Origin of the sequence: Paenibacillus sp. MABNR03 (genome assembly GCF_050455445.1) — a bacterium.
Lineage (GTDB): Bacteria > Bacillota > Bacilli > Paenibacillales > Paenibacillaceae > Paenibacillus > Paenibacillus xylanilyticus.
In genome coordinates this window covers 374,128-395,548 of sequence record NZ_JBCIYR010000003.1, presented here as the reverse complement: position 1 = coordinate 395,548, position 21,421 = coordinate 374,128, and the positions used below count along the sequence as shown (strand labels likewise).

The window sequence follows — 21,421 nt, the reverse complement described above, 5'->3', positions numbered from 1 at the left end:
CGTCCGGAGTTCACCCAGCCTTGCCCTGCCCTTCCTCAATTTAATATGACGTTAACGACTATTTGCCTTCATTCGAATCTTTGGGAGCCGACTCCGACAAGTACGTCCAGTTTTCCTTCTGCGTCACCAGTCCGTCTTTCATTAGCTTGCCCAGGGCACGCTTGAAAGCAGATTTGCTGATCCCAAAGCGCTGCTTGATAATATCCGGCGGAGTTGCATCCGAATAAGGCATCCCGCCCGTAGGGCGCTCTTTCATGAACGCGAGCAGCTTGTCTGCATCTTCGTTACGGCCAACCTCTTTGCGAGGGGACATTGCCAAATTGACACGTCCGTCTTCACGAACCAGCGTTACCCGACATTTCACTTTTTCGCCAAGGCGCAGCATCCGGTTACGTTCGGAGGAATGGATCATGCCGATGGCACCAAAGCCAAGCACTCCACCTTCAACGAGCACAAATGTACCCATCTGCAGCGGCTTGTACACTGTAGCTTCAACCCATTCATTCAACCACGATGTTGGAGCGTGGAACGACAGCGGCGCAAGCTCGCGTTCTCCGGCCAATTTGGCGCGAAGACGTCCTTGCTTGTCATGTTCCATAATCACAAAAACTTCATCGCCGACTTGAGGACGCAGCTCTTCCAGTTCGGGCAATTCACGGATCGGGAGCAGCAATTGCCGCCCAAGTCCCATCTCGAGGAAACAGCCGAGGCGTGGATGAATATCGGCCACGACCAGCCGTTCCATTTCACCGAGTGTGAGATATGGTTTTTTCATTGTCGCTGCCAAACGGTCCTCTGTATCAAAGAACAAAAAGACCTCCAGCGTTTCTCCAATTTTAACGTCCCGTGTAAGTTCCGTATAATGGAGCAGTACATCTTCCGATCCCGTCGTCAAAAAATAGCCAAACGGAGATACTTCACGGTCAACCGGCAAAGAGACGACCGTTCCTGCAATCAAACTCATACCGTTTCCACCACTTTGGCGTCAGACCACAGGCGCTCAATGTTGTAATACTCTCGCTCGTCCCGATGGAAAATATGCACAACCACGTCGCCCATATCCATCAGGACCCAACGTGCGGAATCCATGCCCTCGATACCTTTGATGTTCACACCAGCCGCATGCGCCTGTTTGCGAATCTCCGTTGCAATGGATTGTACCTGTGTATCGGAATTCCCGTGACAGATCACAAAATAGTCTGCTACCAGCGAGATACCAACCAGATCCAGTGCTACAATGTTGGATGCTTTTTTATCGTCAGCGGCAGTTACCGCCATATTCATAAGTTCTTTCGATGATAATGTCATGAACCAACCTCCATATTTTATAAATGTGCAATCAGATCGTTCCGCGATAACATGGTCAGCGGATATATAACCCGGCGCTGCGAGATCAGCAAGCTGATCGTGGAGTCAAAGCCTGCAATAAGCCCCTCCTCCAAACTACGCTCCGCTTGTTCCCGAATGTGCTCAACCCCAGGGAAATCTCTTCCTGGTTCGATGTAGTCAGCAAGACAAACCACCTTATCCAGCAGACTCATCCCTACACGGCCTGAAGTATGCCAGCGGATCGCATTAATAATCTCCGGATCATCAACACCATAATCACGCTGTGCAATAAAGGCACCTACTTCAGAGTGCCAGAGCTGCTTGTCATGCTGCAAGAGTTCTTCGTTCAATCCGTTCTCACGGATGACTGCTTCCATCTCGGATACCGGCCAGTATTTGGCGACATCATGCAAAATGGCTGCCAGGTCGGCTTTCACCGGATCTGCACCATACTTATCCGCCAACTGGACTGCTTTTTCCATCACGCCAAGCGTGTGCTTCCAGCGCTTCTCCGGCATCTGACCTGAAACGGCCTGAATCAATTCTTCACGGCTTAGTTCCATATAAACCGCTCCTTACAATATATTGATGAACTGCATCAGGGATCATGAACCGCACCGAATGTCCCTTCGCGAGTCTTCTCCGAACAGCTGTGGATGATATATCCACCAAGGGCATCTCCGCCAGTAAAACACTGTCCTGCAATTCCTCGGGGAGATCATCCAGATGTAACTGAAACCCTGGCCGACCCACACCGATAAAGGTTAATTTAGCTGCCAGTTCTTCAATCTGTTCCCACTTCGGAAGATAGTTCACCATGTCCGCTCCGATGATGAAGTAAAATTCATGCTCCGGATAACGGCGCCACAATTCCTTCATCGTATCAATCGTATAGGATACCCCGCCGAGCTCCATTTCGATGTCCAGCACTTCATATTGCTCAACACCCTTCACTGCGGCTTCCGTCATATCAAGACGCTGCTGTCCCGAAGCTCCGGCTCCGCGTTTATGCGGCGGAACATGAGACGGCATGAACCAGATCTCGTCAAGTGCATGAGCATCTCTTGCAGCTTCGGCTGCGAGCAGATGCCCCATATGGATCGGATCAAACGTCCCGCCCATGATGCCAATCTTCACCCGTGTCACCGCCTAAGGAAGTTCGATTTGTTTGTTGTCGCGTGATTCCTTGTACAGGATGATCGTGCTGCCGATAATCTGCACCAGTTCGCTTCCGGTTTCCCGAGCGACTTCTTCAGCGATCTCATTTTTATCATCCAGACAATTGTTCAGCACTTGCACTTTCATCAATTCACGCTTCTCGATCGCATCTTCGATATGACGGAACAGATGCTCATTTGTGCCCCCTTTACCGATCTGAAACACAGGGGTCAGATGATGTGCTTGTGAGCGCAAGAAGCGCTTTTGTTTACCGTTTAACATGAATACTCCATAACTCCTTATGCTCGGCAGGTCTCGGCAACAGAACTCAACGTCTGTCTGGACCTGACCGTTCAATTATATTTTTCATTTCATAAAACTATCCAATACAGCACGTCTCATGGTCTCTACTGGCGCAGGAATTCCAAGCCAGTGCTCAAATGCGACCGCGCCCTGATACACAAACATGCCGAGACCGCCATGTACAACACATCCACGCATACGGGCTTCACGAAGCAAGCGTGTCTCCAGTGGATTATAGATCAGATCACTCACAGCCGTACCTTCCCGAATCAGCTCGGGATTCACAGGAACATCGTCCACATGGGGATGCATGCCTGCTGCCGTTGTGTTAATGACGATATCGGCTGAGGCTAACACAGCTGCAGCTTCATCCATGCCGCTGCCTGTGATGTCACCCATCTTAAGCCCTCTCAAATCGGAAGCAAGCATGCTCGCTCGTTCTGCTGTACGGTTCAGGATGCTAATTCGTTCCGGCTTCTCCAGGGCCAGTGCATAAATGACGCCTCTTGCAGCGCCTCCTGCCCCGAGAACTGCGATCTGTTTCCCTGAGAGATCGGGAACTGCTTCTTCTTTCAATGAACGCACATAACCAATGCCATCCGTGTTGTACCCTGTCAGTTTACCACCCTCATTGACGATCGTATTCACAGCACCAATCAACCGTGCACTCTCATCAATGACATCGAGGTACTGCATAACCTCTTCTTTGTGCGGTATCGTTACATTAACACCGCGATAACCCAGAGCCACAATGCCTTTAACGGCTGCTTCCAGCTGCTCCGGGCGAACATGGAGCGGCATATACAATCCGTTCACGCCTGCTGCTTCAAGAGCCGCATTATGCATGGCAGGAGATTTGGAATGTCCAATGGGATCACCCATAACCCCAAGCAGAATCGGGAGTGAGGCATAGGCATTCTTCTGTTCTGACATAGGTCCGCCTCCGATCAGTTGAGAATCATTTTGCCGTCAAAGTTAGATCAAAGATGGACGAACCAGTACCCGAATGCCTTTCGGTGCATGCACAGCGACAAGCGCCCCATTCTCACCATTGACCTTAATCCAACCCAGACCAGATATAAACACATCCGACTGGCTGCCGCGTTTGATCCGGAACTCGTGCCTTGTCCATTCTGGCATATCTGCTGCATCCTCACGGGTTGGCGGGGACAGCAGTTCTCCGGCATGGTCACGGTAAAGATCATCTGCACGTTCCAGCTTCGTCCGGTGAATATCAATGGCATTGCTGGTATAACAAGTAAAGGACTGGCGATCACCTTCAATAAAGTCAAAGCGGGCCATCGCGCCAAAGAACAGCGTCTGGCCTGCATTCAATTGATACACGGCCGGCTTCAGCGGCTTGTCCGGCATGATTGCTGCCAGATCCTTGCGTGATACAATCTCACTGAAACGCCATGGGTAAACAATTCCGGGCGTATCAATAATGTATTTTCCGTCATCCAAAGGGATGTTGACCATATCCAGTGTCGTTCCCGGATAACGGGACGTTGTCAGTTCCTGCTCCAGATCACTATAGTCACGGATGAGACGGTTGATTAGCGTGGATTTGCCCACGTTGGTACCACCGACCACGTACACATCGCGATCCTCACGGTACGTACCAACGAGCTCAAGCAGACGGTCGAAGCCCTGATTTTGCTTGGCACTGCAGAGCACGATATCCACTGTACGCAGCCCTTGCTCTTTAGCCTGCTTCTGTACCCAGTTACGAACCTTGTTCCAGTTGGTTACTTTGGGAAGCAGATCTGTTTTGTTGACAGCGAGCAGTACCGGATTGTTGCCTACAAAACGCTGCAGACCGGAGATGATACTGCCATCAAAGTCAAACAGATCAACGATATGGATGACAAGTGCATCCTTATCCCCGATTTTGCTGAGAAGAGCCAAAAATTCGTCCTGATCCACCGTGACGGATGATGACTCGTTGTAGTTTTTGATCCGGAAGCAGCGCTGACATATTACCGGTTCACGCCCCAGCGCTTTCTCTGGGATAAATCCCGGTTTATCCGGATTTTCCGTTTGCAGATGCACACCGCATCCACTGCATCTTACGGCAAGGTTGCCGTTATGCGTTTCTGTCATTTCTTGTTTTCCTCCTCGAGCCATAAGCCTTTCTTGCGCAAACTGGTTAGAGCAATCCGTTCCACGCGCCGATTGAAGCGGGTCATAAACCCTTCATCACCGATGGAAATGGGCAGTACCAGCACGGTATAAAGTCCCAGCCGATTACCTCCATATACATCCGTAAGCATCTGGTCGCCTACCACAATCGTTTTTTCCGGAGTTAGCTCCATCATTTTCATTGCTCTACGAAACGGTGCATTCGATGGTTTGCGTGCACTATGCACAAACTGGATATCCAGCGGCGTCGCAAACAAAGATACACGATTCAAATTGTTATTGGATACAATCATCAGCTTGAAACCAGCCTTTTTCACACGCGCAAACCATTCAATCAGTTCAGGCGTGGCATCAGGAGCTTTCGCACCAACAAGCGTATTATCCAGATCAGTTATTATTCCACGGTAGCCTTGAGCGTACAGCTCTTCCAGATTAATGTCAAAAACCGTGTCTACTCGCAGCTTGGGCATTAACATTTTAAACAAAGAAGTCACCTCAGTTTCATACGACACACTATATCACAAATCCGTCTTTCCTGAAAATGCATACAGTGCCTGATGGTATGGAAAAAAGGAAAAACGGGACGGGCATCCACTATGCCCGTTCCGCTTTGAGTTCCTTGCGCAGCTTCAAGGCTGTCTCATAGACTGCCTTCCAATCATCCGAAGTAACGGAGGCCGGGCTGTAACGCGTCTGTTCAAACATCGCAAGCAGTTCATGCAGCGTTGCTGCAGCAGCCGGTTTCGCCTGACTCCAGCGGTTAACGGACTCACGCAGCGTCTCATCTCCGCTTCGGTTCAATCCTCTTCGTTTCACATACCGAATCCACCGCTCTGTCTCTGCAACAACTTTCTGCTCAGGCGTGAGTGGTCCACCCGTTCGCAGGCGTAGGATCCAGAAACGGAGCGAGAAACGATTCCGCCAGAACATGTAGGCCACCCATAACCCAAGAACAGCCACAGCGGCCCAAATTACAAAAGCAGGAACGCTTGATGCAGCTTCTTGAGGTGCCGGTGTCTGCTCTTCTTCAACAACTGGTTCCTCTTCAGGCTGCTCATCAGGTTCATCTACCGGCTGTACATCAGGCTGTTCTGTCAGCAGCGGCATATCAAAGCCAGGTGTCGCTTCAACCGGAATCCATCCATATTCGCCAAAGTAGACCTCGGCCCAGGAATGCGCATCTGCATTCGTCACTGTATAAGTGGTCTCAATCTCGGCCCCAGGTTGACGTGGTGCCTGCATGTCCGAATTGAGAGACATTTGGCCTGGTGCATAACCCTTTACCCAGCGAGCCGGTATCCCCTCCGAACGTGCCATCATGACCAGTGCCGTCGAAAAGTAATCACAATAGCCCTCGCGGATGTCAAACAAAAATCCTTCAACAAAATCACTGCTTACTTTTCGTGATAAATCGGGATTGTTGGTGTAATTAAAGTTTTGTTGTAAATAGTTTTGCAGTAATGCCACTTTTTCATACGGCGTATTTGCCGAAGCTGTAATTTCAGCTGCAAGCTCCGTCACCCGGTCCGGGAAGCGGGATGGCATCTGCAGGTACATATCGTCTGCGGGAATGCTCGCGTACAGATCATCAAACGTCTTTGTACGAAGCTCATCTTCAACGATTACGGGCGCTTCAGAGACAACCGTATACGTTTTGGGAAATTGCGGCTGCTGCCGGTCCGTTACGATATGCAGTTCTGCCTGATTCGCATTCCACAGCATCCGGCCAGATACGTTCTCGCCATTGACTGAACTCACTTCGGATATCGAGTACGCACCAAAGAGGATTGGATACACATTATCGTTGAGCATGGTTACTTTTTGAGTAACTTCCTTGGTATTCACGTTGCCCGCATCCTCATTCTCCAGGGTTTGTCCAAGTTCTACATACTCTGTGGACACCCGTCTGCGGTCATCCCACCCTGTCCCGGTGTACTCTTCCCGGGTTTCACCGCGCCAGTAACTGCGCTCATTGGTCGTCACCGACATCACAGGCGTGTAGTCAAAATTGAATCCACCGCCCAACTGGTTATCTTCACGGCTGTATCCCGACTCTGTGGAACTTGGAATATCCAGCGTGCCGTCGCCTGTCTGGCTCGTAGAGCTTCCGGTATAGTTACGCCATGCCGTATACGGGTCAGTCAATGTAGGCGGAACTTCCGGCATATTCACACTCGCTACGATAATCAGAGAAAAGATGATGGCGATGTTGGCCAATATTTTGTACGGATACCGGATTAATCGTTTCCAGCCCTGCGGATAGTGCAGTTGAAAATTGCGGAAATGCTGGCAAACCAGCCAGCCCATCCCTGCAAACATCACCCAGGCCACTTCAATCCATAACGGAATTTGGGTAAAGGAATCCAGAATCCCCATCGATACAATGTTAACTCCCAGAAAGACAAGGATACGGCGGGTTGTGGTCACCAGTCGAAGAGCAGCTTCAAGCATGACCCATGCACACAGCGAGAACCAGATGTATGGCGTCAAATGCAGCAGGAACTGCTCCGCACGATCGGTGAATGTCCCGTAAGGCATATAGACAGAGTAATCAATGAGCGTTTTATGCAAAATATATATAAGTACAATAGCCTTGATCGCCATGCGGTAGATCGGTTTAAAAGGTAAAATGATTTCCAATACACTGACCGCTGCCAGCGTCCACAACACCAGTGATGTCGTCTCCGTATACCATGATTCTTGGGTAAACGAGATCCACTGCATTGCAATCAGGAAGATCCAGAGCAGCGACGCTGCGTGATACCAGGATCTTTTTCCCGTTCGTAGTTCTTTTCCATTGGTACTCATGCAGAACCTCCCCCCATAACCGTTGGAAGTTCCTGCAGATGGGAAACAACAAAGGATCTTGTGCCTTTTCCTCGCAGCATGGCTGACCATTCAGCACTCTGACGGGACTCCTTGGTATCAATAATAATGTGGCACGGAGTCATTCCCCGAGTGTCAGCCCACCGCAGCAATTCCAGTACCTTTTCATCTTTTTGGGGAGAAATGACTACAAAATAAGCACCCTGTGGCAGCTGACGCGCAAGCTTCTCAATGCCGGGAAGCAGTCGTTTATCCTGGCCATTGTGCTGCACGTCCACCAGATGGTGCATCATCTTCTGTCGTTCAAGCAGGCTTTCGCTGGGAGGGAGCAGTTTCGTTTGGTCAGATAATGTCATCAGCCCCATGCCCATCCGTTCCCTCGTTCCATACTCCAAAAGCGATGCCGCGGTGGAAACAGCCAGTTCAAACGCTTCCCCTTGCTCGTAGCTGCCCGCCAATGCGTCAAGCACCAGAATGGTTTTGGGTACCGATTCATGTTCAAACTCCTTGGATTTCCATGTTCCCGTCTTGGCTGTAGCATTCCAGTGAATCCGGGACAGCCGGTCTCCATATACATAATCACGCACTCCGTTGATTTGAGTTGTTTCCCTGCGGGAACGCGTCCGCGCGGTTTGTGGGCCAGATAGTCGCGATTTACGATCATATAACTGCCAGTACGGTATGAACACAGTGCGGGGCAGCACCCGAAAATCGCCTTTGGCCTTGAATGTGCCGCGGTGCTCGATCAGTCCAAAGATATCCTCGCTTGCACATTCCGTTTCCGAAAACACATATTTGCCTCGTTCCAGCGGTGGGGTCTGAAAAGACAACTCTCCATTTCCCCGCATGTTGGGAATCAGGCTCTCCCTGAAAGACCAGGACTCCCCGTTATGACGGTGCAATATTTCACGCACAACTACATAAGGCAGCGGCAAAAACCCGGGAATGGTCAGTTGAAGCTTCACTTGAACCTGGTCACCGGCATGCAAAAGTTCTTCATGATTCTGACCTGAGGATAAAATACGCACACCGCGTGCACGTCTTACCCCGCTGAACCCGGCAATTGCAAGATAGAGACAGAGCAAGGTCACCATCGATAGCAGCATGATGGACGTTTTCCCGCCCTGGAACAGAACGTAAGCCAAACAACAAATCCACACCGCCGCGATGCTCCATACGCGAGGGTGGCGCATTCCTCTTCTGACATTACTCAAAAGCGGCTTCATGAATTATTGCCCCATGGAGACGGGTACACGAACTTGCTGAAGTACAGAATTCAGTACGGCTTCAGAGCTCATGCTGTCCAGTCTCGCTTCAGGACGCAGCACAATCCGATGGGAGATGACATACGGCGCCATTGTCTTCACGTCATCCGGGAGCACATAATCACGTTCCTGCAAGAAGGCAAACGCCTTCACCGCCATCATGAATGAGATGGCTGCACGCGGGCTTGCCCCCAGCAGCACGGACGGGTGCGAACGCGTCATGCGAACGACATCAAGCAGATAGTCCATCACCGGATCGCCGATAAACACTTCCTTGATCTCCTGCTGAATCGCAGAAATTTGATCCATGTGGGTTACGGACTCAAGCCGGTCCACAGGCTGACCCGATTGATGCTGCTTCAGCAGCGTTTTCTCAATATCCTTATCCGGATAACCCAGACTTATTTTCAGCATAAACCGGTCAAGTTGTGCTTCCGGCAATGTGTAGGTTCCTTCAAAATCGATTGGATTCTGGGTAGCACAGAGCATAAACGGGTGCGGCAGATCATAAGTATCGCCATCTACCGTCACACTGCGCTCCTCCATTACCTCCAGCAGGGCTGACTGGGTTTTCGTTGTTGCCCTGTTGATCTCATCCGCTAGAAGTATGTTGGTCATGACTGGACCCGGACGGAAATAAAAGCGTTCATCACGCGGATGGAATACGGATACACCGGTGATATCACTTGGCAGAATATCGGGATTACATTGAATGCGGCGGTATTCTCCGCGCATGGATTTCGATAATGCTTTGATCAACTGCGTTTTGCCTGTTCCCGGTACGTCTTCGATCAGAACGTGTCCGCCTGCAAGCAAAGCTGTTAGCAAAAGTTGAATTTCAAAGGATTTCCCCATTATGCAAGATTCCAGATTAGAACGAACTGCTGAAATGATTTGGATCGACTCTTTGCGCACAGGCATGTGGTCTAACCTCCTAAAAAAGCATACAGATTTCCTTTTATTGTACATGAACAACGGGCCCGAGTACACTCGCAGAGAATCACAATTTGTTTCCAGCCGTCAGATTGGCCGCCATTCTCGCATGAGTGCGACAAAAAGCCCCGGATATTAAATATCCGGAGCCTCTCCATTTAAGTCGATATAGCTTTAAGATTCTGCCAAGCTTTGTCAGCCTTTCGGCCGAACCACCAGTGCCGCGAGAAAGGAGAAGATAATCGCAGATGATATCCCCGCTGCGGTCAAGTCGAAGATACCGGTAATCACCCCGATCCATCCGTCTTTTTCAAGCTCGGTCAACGCCCCGTGCACCAGTGAATTGCCGAAACTGGTAATGGGAATGGAAGCCCCTGCTCCCGCAAATTTGACAAGTGGATCATACCAACCCAATGCGTCCGCAACCGCACCAGCCACAACCAGTGTACTCATGGTATGAGCCGGGGTCAGCTTGACGCCATCCATCAGCAACTGTCCCACCACACAAATCAAGCCGCCTACAATAAAAGCCCACAAAAATTGCATCGTTTATCCCTCCTTTTCAATGGCTACCGCATGCGCAATACATGGGATGCTCTCGCCCTGCTGGTAGGATATCGGTGACAGCAGCGCGCCCGTGGCAACAATCAAGACCCGTTTCAGATCACCTTTCTGCATCCGGTTCAAAATATGTCCGTAAGTTACGGTGGCAGAGCAACCGCATCCGCTGCCGCCCGCTACAACGTATGGCTGCTTCTCCCGGTCGTAAATCATGAGCCCGCAATCATTAAACGTCGTTTGTTCCATGGGTATACCTTCCTTTTGCAGCAGTTCCTTCGTAATCGGGAGTCCAACAGAGGCCAAATCTCCGGTTACGATGAGATCGTAATACCCTGGTTCAAGTCCGGTATCCCGGAAATGAGACACAATGGTATCTGCCGCGGCAGGAGCCATGGCTGCCCCCATATTGAACGGGTCCTTGATTCCGAGATCCATCACTCGGCCAATCGTTGCCCGGGTAACCACAGGACCGTCCCCTGTACGGGAAACCACGCTGCATCCTGACCCTGTTACCGTGTATTGGGCATATGGAGGCTTCTGGGAACCATACTCTGTTGGATAGCGGAATTGCTTCTCCACGGTACAGTTATGGCTGACCGTACCCGCGAGGACATAATTACCCGCACCCGAGTCAACGATTAAGGAGGCTAATGCCAGGCTCTCCATGGATGTGGAGCAGGCTCCAAAAACACCAAGGTAGGGTGCTCCCAGTTTTCGAGCCGAAAATGAACTGCTGATGATCTGGTTCAGGAGGTCACCACCGATAAAAAACTGGAGCTCTTCCTTTGTAATGTTCGCATTAACGAGTGCCAGCTGCGTAGCCTGTTCAAGCAGCTTGCGCTCCCCTTTCTCCCACGTTTTCTCGCCAATCTCCAGATTGTCGTATACGTAGTCGAAATCGGCTGACAGCGGTCCCTCTCCCTCCTCAGGTCCCACAACTGCTGCTCTGCCGATAATTCGTGGCTGGTTTTCAAATTGCCAGGTTTGACGTCCGATCAGCTTCATAGATGCCCACCTCCGACTCCCAGGAAGGCGTAAATGATACCTATAATAAAGGCAGCAACGACACCAAAAACAATAACTGAACCGGCAAGTTTAAACATGTTGGCTCCGACACCCAGGACAAGTCCCTCCGCTCGGTGCTCCAATGCTGCCGAGCACATGGAGTTGGCAAACCCGGTAACCGGAACTGCCGTACCAGCTCCAGCCCATTGAGCGATTTTATCGTAGACCCCAAGACATGTAAGAATGACCGAGATCAGGATCATAACCGCAACTGTAGGACTGGCCGCTTCCTTGGAAGTCATATCAAACCCCGCTTTGAATGCCTCCTGGATAGCCTGTCCAATGATGCAAATGAATCCTCCAACAAAGAAAGCTTTAATGCAGTTTGCCAGGATCGGACGGGCTGGCTCATGTTTTTTGGCAACCTTCTTGTAATCCTGTTCATTAATGGACAGGGATGATGCTTTTTTTCCATTACCGGATCCTTTGGTTTGAGCTGGCAAGATACAGAACCTCCTTTGAAATCAAAATCAGTCGAGCAGCTTAATACTGCCCGGAGCGAGTTAAATCCTATGTTCATTGTTTGTTAATGATGGGAAGGTTATGTATCCGGCGAATTGCAGCATTTGTTTCCAGTTGGGGAGAGCAGCATTTTTGCAGCAGAATCAAGTACGCCGGATCAGAGGGCTTTCAATCATGATATATCCAGGTTCATCATTTTCTTATAAATAAAGAAGCACGATCACGAGTAAAATAAAGAGGACGATAAAAAGGATATCTTCATTGCCTTCATGAGGTGGCTTCATCTGGTGTTCCAACTCCTTCCTGTCGTCAGGCAAATGAATGAGAAGTTCACGATAGATGGGAATTACAAAGAGCCTCAATGTATGAGTATTCAATATCACTGCTAAAGGCGTGGGATTATCGCCCATCTATTCGCCTGTCCCCATTTTATTGTCCCAGGAATGCCTTAGATACGTGACACAGACATGGACAATTACGTGCGCAAGGTTCATACTGTAATGTGACCAGTGGTTAATAATTCGTCCTGCATTTTAGGGGACAACAGTCCGCAGCCGTTCTGTCGAGACTGTCATACATACGAGCAGAGGAGTTGTCGACACATGAATGAAAAAACAATGGAGATGTTTCGCACCTTAACAGAGTTTCCTTCCGCTTCCGGATTCGAGCGCGAGCTTCGCGGCTGGATGAAGGAACAGCTGTCCAATTATACAGAGGAATTTGTTCAGGATCGTCTGGGGAGTCTATTTGGTGTACTGCGCGGTGAAGAATCGGGTCCCAAAGTGATGGTTGCCGGACACTTTGACGAAGTCGGTTTCATGACAACAGGCATCACGGAAACAGGAATGATTAAATTCCGTCCGCTCGGCGGATGGTGGAGCCAGGCCGTTCTGTCACAGCGCCTGCAGATCATTACTCCTGATCGCCGCATTACGGGGGTTGTAGGTTCTACGCCTACTCACTTACTGGATGAATCGCAACGAAACAAACCGGTTGACCTCAATCACATGTACCTGGATATTGGTGCAGATAACCGTGCTGAAGCGGAATCATGGGGCATTCATCCAGGCATGCAAATTGTGCCGATCTGCGAATTCACGCCAATGGCTAATCCGAAGAAAATCATGGCAAAAGCCTGGGATAACCGTTACGGGGTTGGACTTGCTCTTGAATTGGTTGAAGCGCTCCACAAGGAAAAGCTTCCCAACACCTTATATTGCGGTGCGACCGTTCAAGAGGAATTGGGGCTTCGAGGTGCACGCACCGCTGCCAATCTGATTGAACCTGACATCTTCTTCGCACTGGATTGCAGCGCAGCCAATGACATGACAGGTGACAAACAGTCCTTTGGACATATCGGACAAGGCGCTTTGCTCCGTATTTTTGACCCTGGCATGTTCACCCATCGCGGGATGGTGGAATACGTTCAGGACACGGCTTCTTCGAACCAGATCAAGATGCAATACTTCATCTCACCTGGGGGTACCGATGCGGGACAAGTGCACCTGAGCGGAATCGGTGTACCATCAACGGTCATTGGCATTTGTGCACGTTACATTCACACCTCTTCTTCCATCATTCACACGGATGACTACGATGCTGCCAAAGCGCTGCTTGTCAAACTGGTGAAGGGTCTGGATCGCACGACAATGAACACCATTATTGAGAACGCGTAAACGTTGGAACGAGGTTCAAGGTTGAATAGTTTCTACTCTGAACCCTCCTTCTACTCTATGAGACATTCTGACTTTGGTTAGAGTGTCTCTTTTTGTGTCGTTGTATTGGTTGGACAATATAAAACACTTAGAAATATTACGCCGTCGAATGCAGACAAACTCGTCCAATTTCTTGACGAAATCGGCGATGTGACTCTCGATGATGTTATGCGGGCTTTTCAAAAAAGAATGAATTCCTAAACGGAATGAAATGAGGTTTGAATGATGTCTGACTTTGACGGAACTGGATTTGCCGAGCTATTAATTGTAGTCATCCTTGTTGTTTTATTTGTATTTGGCTCCTCGGATATTGAAGGACTCACCGACTCTCCATCATCATCGTCCTAAGTATCTCGGCTTGCAGTTCAGTCGCTGAACCATTGTTCCGGACATGCAACATGCAGCAAGCATCATTAAAAATTTAAGTTTTAGGTTTAGAGGGATATATTTAAAACGCCAGTCCATTCAATCTGGACTGGCGTTTTTGATATGCAGCACATGCTCCGTTACAGAAATAGCGGTGAAAATGCTATCCAGGCCAAAATTAAGGTCAGTACGATACACACATTTTCTACAACAGCCCCGTGCTTGGTGCCCGTACTCATCAAATTTGCTCGTATCCGCCACTTGAGTGGCGGAAACGGACGAATTCCGCGATTCGTCAACGAGTCTGCAAGCAGATGCATGGCATAAGCTATTCCTCCAGCTACCCAGATCTCCGGACCCTGCTGATGCGTTGTACTGTATAGAAGTCCTCCCCACACTGCCGTTCCATACACAGTATGGGTTAGCCCTCGATGGGTTAGCGTTGTACACAACATGAGCAGACTTCCCGCGATCAGGTTCCATGGGGCGAATGCATGACCATAGAATACAAGCCCCAGTCCAATAACAAACATCAACACTTTGCGAAGTGAACGGGACGGCAGGAAAGAGACCAGCCCAACCAAAATGGCGAGCAGCAGATTCCAAGGCTTGGCCTGTACATAAAAGTACACAAATACAGCGGTGGGCAGCAAAATGGTTTGCAGCAGCCTGATCAAACTATTCGGCAATGCCTTGGATACCAATAAGGAATTCGGTTCATCAATGTCCGGCAGCAGCGAACCAATCAGCGCAACCGTAACTGCCGGAGCAGTCACTTGCATACCCATTAATTGCAGCACAGATAGCGAAACGCCTGTTCCAATAATCAGGTGGGATCTTCCCATCATGATGCGAAAACTTCCTTTCGAAGAAATAGGGAACGTCATACCCCACTCACGATGTTACAACGAAAACAAAAAGAGAACAATAGTTCGTATTTCTTATTTTATTTCAATCCCCACCCTAACGTCTCCTCTAGTCCATACTTTAAATAAAAAACGGTTTCCGTGACGGGGCTCACACTTTTTTATTTGTGACACTTATATCGTTCTTAGTGAAATAAATCACATTAAGTGTCAGCAATCCACGGTATGATTCAAATATAAACCACTACAATTGTTGGTATTGTCCAGTGTCTAACCAAGGAGGCTTACACACATGAACGGAAAAAGAGAAAAACTTGTCGTGATCGGCAACGGTATGGCCGGCATCAGTACAGTTGAACAAATTTTGAAATTGACTTCAGGCTTTGACATTACGGTCTTCGGCACTGAGCCCTATCCCAATTATAACCGGATCATGTTGTCCTATGTTCTGGAGGGCAGCAAAACCATTGATGATATCGTGCTTAATGATCTGCACTGGTATGAAGACAATGGCATTACGCTTCATACCGGGACAACCGTGTCCCATATTGATGCAGACAACCGGGAAGTTGTCACGAACGAAGGTACACGGGTGCCATACGACAAAATCATTATTGCCACGGGTTCCAGCTCCTTCATTCTTCCGGTTCCCGGTCATGACAAAGAAGGCGTTGTGGGATTCCGGGATATTGCCGACTGCAATATGATGCTCGAAGCAGCCAAGCAATATAAAAAAGCGGCAGTTATCGGCGGAGGACTTCTCGGACTAGAAGCAGCCAAAGGACTGGTGCAGCTCGGCATGGACGTCACTGTCGTACATCTCATGCAGGACTTGATGGAACGCCAACTCGATCCTCAAGCTTCAGCCATGTTAAAAGCAGAACTGGAGCGTCAGGGCATTCGTTTCAAAATGGGTGCGCAGACGGCTGAACTGATCGGCGGGGAACGTGTAGAAGGTCTCCGCTTTGCCGATGATACCGTACTGGATGCAGACTTTGTGGTTATGGCCGTAGGCATTAAGCCCAACACGATTGTAGCCCGTGAAAGCGGCATGGAGGTTAACCGGGGCATCGTCGTCGATGACTACATGCAGACCTCGCTGGAGGGCGTATATTCCGTCGGGGAATGTACCGAACACCGTGGAGTATGTTACGGCCTTGTCGCTCCGTTGTTCGAACAAGGCATGATTCTCGCCAAGCATATCTGCGGTGTAGAGACTGCTCCGTATGAAGGCTCTGTCGTATCTACCAAATTAAAAATTTCAGGTGTGGACGTCTTCTCTACAGGCGAGTTTCTTGATAGTCCGGATCATACAGTGATTAGCCATAAGGATGACTGGAAACGGACTTACAAAAAAATTCTGCTGCGAGACAATGTCATGGTCGGTGCTGTGCTCTTTGGTGACGTCACCGACTCTGCCGAATTGCAGAAGCTGATCAAACAAAAAACCGAAATGACAAATGACCTGTATGCTTCGCTGATGGGTACGGGCTGTGGTGGCCACAAAAAAGCCGCTTCTGTTGAAACGATGGCCGAGGACGAAATTGTGTGTGGATGCAATGGTGTAACCAAAGGAGCCATTGTCGATGCCATTACGAATCAGGGACTGAGCAGCGTTGATGAGATCAAAGCCTGCACAGGCGCAACCCGTTCATGCGGCGGCTGTAAACCGGTGGTAGAGCAAATTTTGCAATACGTACTGGGAGACAACTTCACAAGCGGTGCCAAACAGGGCATCTGTGGATGCACCTCGCTCAGCCGGGATGAAATTGTGGCCGAAATCAAACAAAAAGGATTGCAGACAACCAAGGAAGTCATGAATGTCCTGGGCTGGATCCAGCCAGAGGGCTGTTCCAAATGTCGCCCGGCGATTAACTACTACCTCGGCATGATTGCACCGGATACGCATGAAGACGAGAAAGAGTCCCGTTTTGTCAATGAACGCATGAACGCCAATATCCAGAAAGACGGCACCTATACGGTGGTACCGCGCATGTATGGCGGAGTGACCACGCCGGAAGAACTGAAGCGCATTGCAGACATTTCGGTCAAATACGATGTTAAAGCGGTCAAGGTTACCGGCGGTCAACGCCTCGATCTGATCGGGGTCAAAAAAGAGGATCTGCCGCAGGTATGGGCCGAACTGGATATGCCTTCAGGTTACGCATACGCCAAATCGCTGCGAACAGTCAAAACATGCGTCGGTTCCCAATTCTGCCGCTTCGGGACCCAGGACTCCATGGCAATGGGAGCCCTGCTTGAGCGCAAGTTCGAACGTCTCGATCTGCCTGCCAAATTCAAAATGGCGGTCAATGGCTGCCCGCGGAACTGTGCTGAATCATGTACGAAAGATATCGGTATCGTCGGTAATGATGGAGGCTGGGAGTTGTTTGTTGGCGGCAACGGCGGGATTAAGGCGAGACTTGCAGACTCTTTATGCAAAGTGAAAACAGATGAAGAACTCATCGAATTATGCGGTGCAATTATCCAATACTACCGCGAGACTGGAAACTATCTGGAGCGCACCTCGGAATGGGTAGAACGTATCGGTCTTGAGCAGATTCGTTCAGTAGTGGTTGATAATCTGGAGGAACGCAAAGCATTGATGGACCGCATTGAATTTGCCCTGGGCCATGTAGAGGACCCATGGAAAAAAGCACTTCGAAATGAAGAAGGCCAAACCAAACTGTTCCAGGGTATTGAAGTGTCGGCTCGTCCATAAGGAAGCAAACTTCTTCACAGGACAAATATCATTGAAATCTGCAGGATGAACCTGCCATAGAAAAGGAGCAGTCCATATGACAACCAAACAATCAGGCACCTATTTTCCGGCGGGAGAAATTGATGAATTTCTTCCCCGGATTGGGCGGGTGGTAGAAATTGAAGGCCGGCAGTTGGCTGTCTTTCGCGCATCGGATGGTACCGTATTCGCTGCCGACAACCATACCCCCCACCCTAAGGGCGGGCCGCTCGCCGAAGGAATTGTATCCGGCCACTATCTATACGATCCGCTGTACGACTGGAAAATTGACTTATGTACAGGTCAGGTACAGGCGCCCGATAAGGGGCAGGTTGAAATGTTTCCGGTGAAGATCGAAAACGGGCAGGTCTGGATCGCTGTGTAGCCAGCTCCATAAGTAAAACCTAGATTGATGCACAATAATGGAGGAGACCGTGATGTTTACACCAGGTGTGGAAGGAATTATTGAAGCTGCCGTAAAAAAACGGGATCAGATGAATGCCAGCTTGCCGCGTTACATGGTGGCAGCCTTAATGGCAGGCGCCTACGTGGGCCTGGGAATTATTCTGATCTTTAGTATCGGCGCACCGCTGCTTGCAGCCAAGTCGCCATTGCAAATGATGCTGATGGGCATGTCCTTTGGACTGGCCCTTACCCTCGTCATTTTTGCAGGATCGGAATTGTTCACAGGCAACAACATGTTTTTCACCATGAGCACACTGGCGGGCCGGACTACTGTCCGTGATACGCTCAAAAACTGGGGGCTGGTGTTCCTCGGCAACCTGATCGGCGCCATCCTGCTCTGTCTGCTGATTGTGGGCAGTGGTCTGTTCAAAACAGCTGGACCGGAGCATATCCTGTTTGCCGTATCGGCCAAAAAGATGGCTGCACCCGTTACCGAACTGTTTTTCCGCGGCATACTCTGTAACTGGCTTGTCTGTCTGGCCATTTGGATGGCGGCCCGTTCCAAAGAGGATATTGCCAAACTGGTCCTGATCTGGTGGTGTCTATATGCGTTTATCGCCAGCGGATATGAACACAGTGTCGCCAATATGACGCTCTTATCGCTATCCTGGCTGCTGCCCAATCACCCCGATACGATCACACTGGCAGGTTGGCTGCACAATATGATTCCAGTCACACTGGGTAATATCATCGGTGGTGCCTTGTTTGTTGGCATGGCATATTGGTTTATTTCACCAGTAAGGAAGAAAGCTTGACATCATATCGTGATTTCCCATAAATCTTGAATAACCAAAAATATTAATAAACCAAAGGCCATCATGGATTATGCTGAATATAAGTTCAGTAGACATGATGGTTTTTGGATTGTTCGAAGAGTATCACCCTTCTATTTCGCCCACTCGAATACGAATGTCCTGCCCCTTATACAGCTTTATTTTTACCTTTTCCGCATACATCGTTAATCCATGGTTAACATAACTAAAGTATAGTCAGTTCATACCCAAACCAACAAAGGATGATTGCTTAGATGGGAATTCATACGTACTTCAGGTCGCTGAACGATCTTGAACGCATTATTCGGACGCCGGGCAAGTTCAAGTTCGAAGAACACTGTGTGTCTGCTCATTCCTGGAAAGTGGTCCAGTATGCCAAGACACTGGCAGATATTGAAGAACAGCACGGAGTAAGCATCGACTGGAAAAAGCTATACGAAATCACCAGCAGCCATGATTATGGCGAAATCTTCATTGGTGACATCAAGACGCCAGTCAAACATTACTCATTGGAGCTGCGTTCCATGCTGCTGCATGTTGAAGAGGCCATGGTAGAACATTTTATCAACGAAAATATCCCTGAAGAATTCAAGGACATTTTCCGCAGGCAGCTGCGAGAAGGCAAAGACGACACTGTAGAAGGACTAATCCTTGAGGTCGCAGATAAAATGGACCAGGTATATGAAGCCTTCGCGGAACTGCAGCGTGGCAATACAGAGAAAGAATTCATCGTCATGTACCGCTATGCACTGGTCAAAATCAAAAATATTGACCTCCACTGTGTGCGCTATTTCCTGAACAACATTCTGCCCGACATTATTGAGGAAGGCATTCGCTCCCCGTTCGATATCCGCAAAATAACTGAAGAAGCTTTGTCCCAGTAATCCATTCTGAACCATCTTGGTTCACCTGATCCGGGGGACATGGCTTTTTTCGTTACTGTGGGTGCTACCGATACTCGCTGGATATAAACCTGTTTTACTATTTAAAACACGGGCGAATTAATGGAAATTGCTGTATCCGACGGCTTGACCTATAGCCTTGATATTGATATCCCCTTGCGTTACAGCATGCGCTTCGCCCCATTTAAATGAAGTTGCAGCCAAATAATTAGTTTCGAATTAATCGTGTACCAACCCGGTAGAATCCGGCTGAGTAATGTCGATACGTTGCTCTAGTGATCTGATCATATTCAACCGGGATGTGATTATAGCGATCAGAATAACAAACAGACCGGCAATGATGAACAGAAAGCCAATCCCTCTTCCCGGTCCAGTTCCAATGATATGACCAACAGAAGACGCCAGCGGTCCACCCTCCAGCATCAGCGGGTTAAACACGTGATCTGCCAGAAATCCGGCTAAACTATACGCGATGATGAACCCGAGCTGTGACAGGATACCAATAATCCCCCATACTCTTCCCTGCTTCTCGTTGGGGATATTATTACGTACCAACACATCCGCGCTCATATTGACAAACGGCAGTGATGACAGAAACAGAATGCCTGCGAAGATAATAAAATATTTGTTGGTCGAAACCCCGAGAAGCGAAAAGGACAATCCGCACATGATTAACCCCATAACAAGCACAGTTGCGTATTTCTTCGTCATCGTAAATATACCAATGCACAAACTGCTAATCAGCATGCCAATGGCGCTAACGGACTGAAATATCCCAAGTGTCTTTGCATCCGTAAAGGACAAGAGCATTGGACCAATCAACGTCTCCAGGAATCCCAGATAAAAGGTCACCAAGGAAATAATAAGGACCAGCAGCAGCACTCCCTTGTTCGTTACAACTTCCTTCCACCCCTCCTGAATATCGGTCAGCCAGTTTGTGTCTTCTTTATTCTCCCGCTCTACCTTCATGCTCTTCCGAATGACCAGCACGGCCAGAATGGCAATCAAGAAAGTAGCGATATTAATGATTAGGATCACTTCGATCGTTGTGATGCTTAGCAGGATTCCCGCAATAATCGGTGAAAACAAAAATTTGGAGGATTCAGCCAGTTGCACGAGTCCGCTCCCTTTGGAGAATTGATCCTTATCCAGCAAGTCGGTGGCAGAGGCCTTGTATGCGGGGCTTTGCAGCGCGGAAAACACGGAACTAAAGGCCACTCCCACATAGATATGCCATAACTGAATATCATCCGTGAGCATGATCCCCAGGATAAAAATCAGACCGGCTGCAGAACCCAAATCACCGATGATCATCATCGTCCGGCGGTCAAATCGGTCAGCCAGTATACCTCCAATAGGCCTGAGCAGGATGCTAGGCAAAAATGTAAACAGGGTAATCAGAGCAGCACTTGTTGCCGTATTAGTCTTCTCGAAGGCATATACCCCCAGCGAGAAAGCCGTAAGGCCAATCCCGATCAAGGAAATCAGCTGACCGAACCATACGATCAGAAACTTTCCGAATGATGTTTGAACAGTCTGTTCCATTAATG

Annotated in this window: 21 protein-coding genes; 5 read left to right on the top strand and 16 right to left on the bottom strand. The window is 49.2% G+C overall.

Annotated features, from left to right (window positions below; all coding sequences use genetic code 11):
- Positions 1-58 precede the first annotated feature (58 nt).
- The 14 genes from AAIH57_RS16955 to spoVAC all read right to left on the bottom strand — a co-directional run bounded on the left by AAIH57_RS16955 (position 59) and on the right by spoVAC (position 11,977).
- A complete protein-coding gene (locus AAIH57_RS16955) occupies positions 59-964 on the bottom strand; it encodes a CvfB family protein (RefSeq protein WP_175397453.1) in 906 nt (301 codons plus the stop codon).
- Complete coding sequence (rsfS, locus tag AAIH57_RS16950; protein WP_175397452.1) at positions 961-1,308, bottom strand: ribosome silencing factor; 348 nt, start codon at positions 1,306-1,308, stop codon at positions 961-963. The genes AAIH57_RS16955 and rsfS overlap by 4 nt, the downstream gene beginning before the upstream one ends.
- A gap of 17 nt (positions 1,309-1,325) precedes the next feature.
- Positions 1,326-1,892, bottom strand: coding sequence for a bis(5'-nucleosyl)-tetraphosphatase (symmetrical) YqeK (gene yqeK / locus AAIH57_RS16945; RefSeq protein WP_175397451.1), 567 nt, complete (start codon positions 1,890-1,892; stop codon positions 1,326-1,328).
- Positions 1,876-2,466, bottom strand: a complete 591-nt coding sequence (locus AAIH57_RS16940; RefSeq protein ID WP_430022468.1) for a nicotinate-nucleotide adenylyltransferase — start codon at positions 2,464-2,466, stop codon at positions 1,876-1,878. The genes yqeK and AAIH57_RS16940 overlap by 17 nt, the downstream gene beginning before the upstream one ends.
- Positions 2,467-2,478: 12 nt before the next feature.
- Positions 2,479-2,769, bottom strand: a complete 291-nt coding sequence (gene yhbY / locus AAIH57_RS16935; protein WP_175397449.1) for a ribosome assembly RNA-binding protein YhbY — start codon at positions 2,767-2,769, stop codon at positions 2,479-2,481.
- A gap of 84 nt (positions 2,770-2,853) precedes the next feature.
- Positions 2,854-3,723 carry a shikimate dehydrogenase gene (gene aroE, locus AAIH57_RS16930; RefSeq protein WP_430022467.1) on the bottom strand — a complete coding sequence of 290 codons (870 nt, stop codon included), beginning with the start codon at positions 3,721-3,723 and terminating at the stop codon, positions 2,854-2,856.
- Between the two features lie 42 nt (positions 3,724-3,765).
- Positions 3,766-4,893, bottom strand: a complete 1,128-nt coding sequence (gene yqeH / locus AAIH57_RS16925) for a ribosome biogenesis GTPase YqeH (protein WP_430022466.1) — start codon at positions 4,891-4,893, stop codon at positions 3,766-3,768.
- Entirely contained in the window at positions 4,890-5,417 is a 528-nt protein-coding gene (locus AAIH57_RS16920; protein ID WP_175397446.1) for a YqeG family HAD IIIA-type phosphatase, read from the bottom strand. The genes yqeH and AAIH57_RS16920 overlap by 4 nt, the downstream gene beginning before the upstream one ends.
- Positions 5,418-5,526: 109 nt before the next feature.
- A complete protein-coding gene (locus AAIH57_RS16915; RefSeq protein ID WP_430022465.1) occupies positions 5,527-7,740 on the bottom strand; it encodes a transglutaminase TgpA family protein in 2,214 nt (737 codons plus the stop codon).
- Positions 7,737-8,984 carry a DUF58 domain-containing protein gene (locus AAIH57_RS16910; RefSeq protein ID WP_430022464.1) on the bottom strand — a complete coding sequence of 416 codons (1,248 nt, stop codon included), beginning with the start codon at positions 8,982-8,984 and terminating at the stop codon, positions 7,737-7,739. Before AAIH57_RS16910 ends, AAIH57_RS16915 begins: the two co-directional genes overlap by 4 nt.
- A 3-nt stretch (positions 8,985-8,987) precedes the next feature.
- A complete protein-coding gene (locus AAIH57_RS16905) occupies positions 8,988-9,944 on the bottom strand; it encodes an AAA family ATPase (protein WP_175397443.1) in 957 nt (318 codons plus the stop codon).
- Between the two features lie 207 nt (positions 9,945-10,151).
- Positions 10,152-10,502, bottom strand: coding sequence for a stage V sporulation protein AE (gene spoVAE, locus AAIH57_RS16900; RefSeq protein WP_175397442.1), 351 nt, complete (start codon positions 10,500-10,502; stop codon positions 10,152-10,154).
- A gap of 3 nt (positions 10,503-10,505) precedes the next feature.
- On the bottom strand, positions 10,506-11,522 hold the full coding sequence (gene spoVAD, locus AAIH57_RS16895) for a stage V sporulation protein AD (RefSeq protein WP_175397441.1): 1,017 nt from the start codon (positions 11,520-11,522) through the stop codon (positions 10,506-10,508).
- On the bottom strand, positions 11,519-11,977 hold the full coding sequence (gene spoVAC / locus AAIH57_RS16890) for a stage V sporulation protein AC (protein WP_376768974.1): 459 nt from the start codon (positions 11,975-11,977) through the stop codon (positions 11,519-11,521). The genes spoVAD and spoVAC overlap by 4 nt, the downstream gene beginning before the upstream one ends.
- A 669-nt stretch (positions 11,978-12,646) precedes the next feature.
- Between spoVAC and AAIH57_RS16885 the strand changes: the two genes are divergently transcribed.
- Entirely contained in the window at positions 12,647-13,720 is a 1,074-nt protein-coding gene (locus tag AAIH57_RS16885) for a M42 family metallopeptidase (RefSeq protein ID WP_175397439.1), read from the top strand.
- Positions 13,721-14,265: 545 nt separating this feature from the next.
- On the opposite strand, the gene AAIH57_RS16880 is transcribed toward AAIH57_RS16885, so the two are convergent.
- Positions 14,266-14,973 (bottom strand): metal-dependent hydrolase, encoded by a 708-nt coding sequence (locus AAIH57_RS16880; RefSeq protein WP_175397438.1) that lies wholly within the window; start codon positions 14,971-14,973, stop codon positions 14,266-14,268.
- Between the two features lie 310 nt (positions 14,974-15,283).
- On the opposite strand from AAIH57_RS16880, the gene nirB reads away from it, so the two are divergent.
- The 4 genes from nirB to AAIH57_RS16860 all read left to right on the top strand — a co-directional run bounded on the left by nirB (position 15,284) and on the right by AAIH57_RS16860 (position 19,853).
- Positions 15,284-17,713 (top strand): nitrite reductase large subunit NirB, encoded by a 2,430-nt coding sequence (gene nirB / locus AAIH57_RS16875; protein ID WP_430022463.1) that lies wholly within the window; start codon positions 15,284-15,286, stop codon positions 17,711-17,713.
- Between the two features lie 76 nt (positions 17,714-17,789).
- The gene (gene nirD, locus AAIH57_RS16870; RefSeq protein ID WP_175397436.1) at positions 17,790-18,116 is read left to right on the top strand and encodes a nitrite reductase small subunit NirD; all 327 of its coding nucleotides are present in this window, start codon (positions 17,790-17,792) and stop codon (positions 18,114-18,116) included.
- A gap of 52 nt (positions 18,117-18,168) precedes the next feature.
- The gene (locus tag AAIH57_RS16865) at positions 18,169-18,951 is read left to right on the top strand and encodes a formate/nitrite transporter family protein (RefSeq protein WP_175397435.1); all 783 of its coding nucleotides are present in this window, start codon (positions 18,169-18,171) and stop codon (positions 18,949-18,951) included.
- Positions 18,952-19,223: 272 nt separating this feature from the next.
- Entirely contained in the window at positions 19,224-19,853 is a 630-nt protein-coding gene (locus tag AAIH57_RS16860; RefSeq protein WP_175397434.1) for a YfbR-like 5'-deoxynucleotidase, read from the top strand.
- A gap of 237 nt (positions 19,854-20,090) precedes the next feature.
- Here the strand turns inward: AAIH57_RS16860 and AAIH57_RS16855 are convergent, their stop codons facing one another.
- A complete protein-coding gene (locus AAIH57_RS16855) occupies positions 20,091-21,416 on the bottom strand; it encodes an MFS transporter (protein WP_430022462.1) in 1,326 nt (441 codons plus the stop codon).
- Positions 21,417-21,421 lie beyond the last annotated feature (5 nt).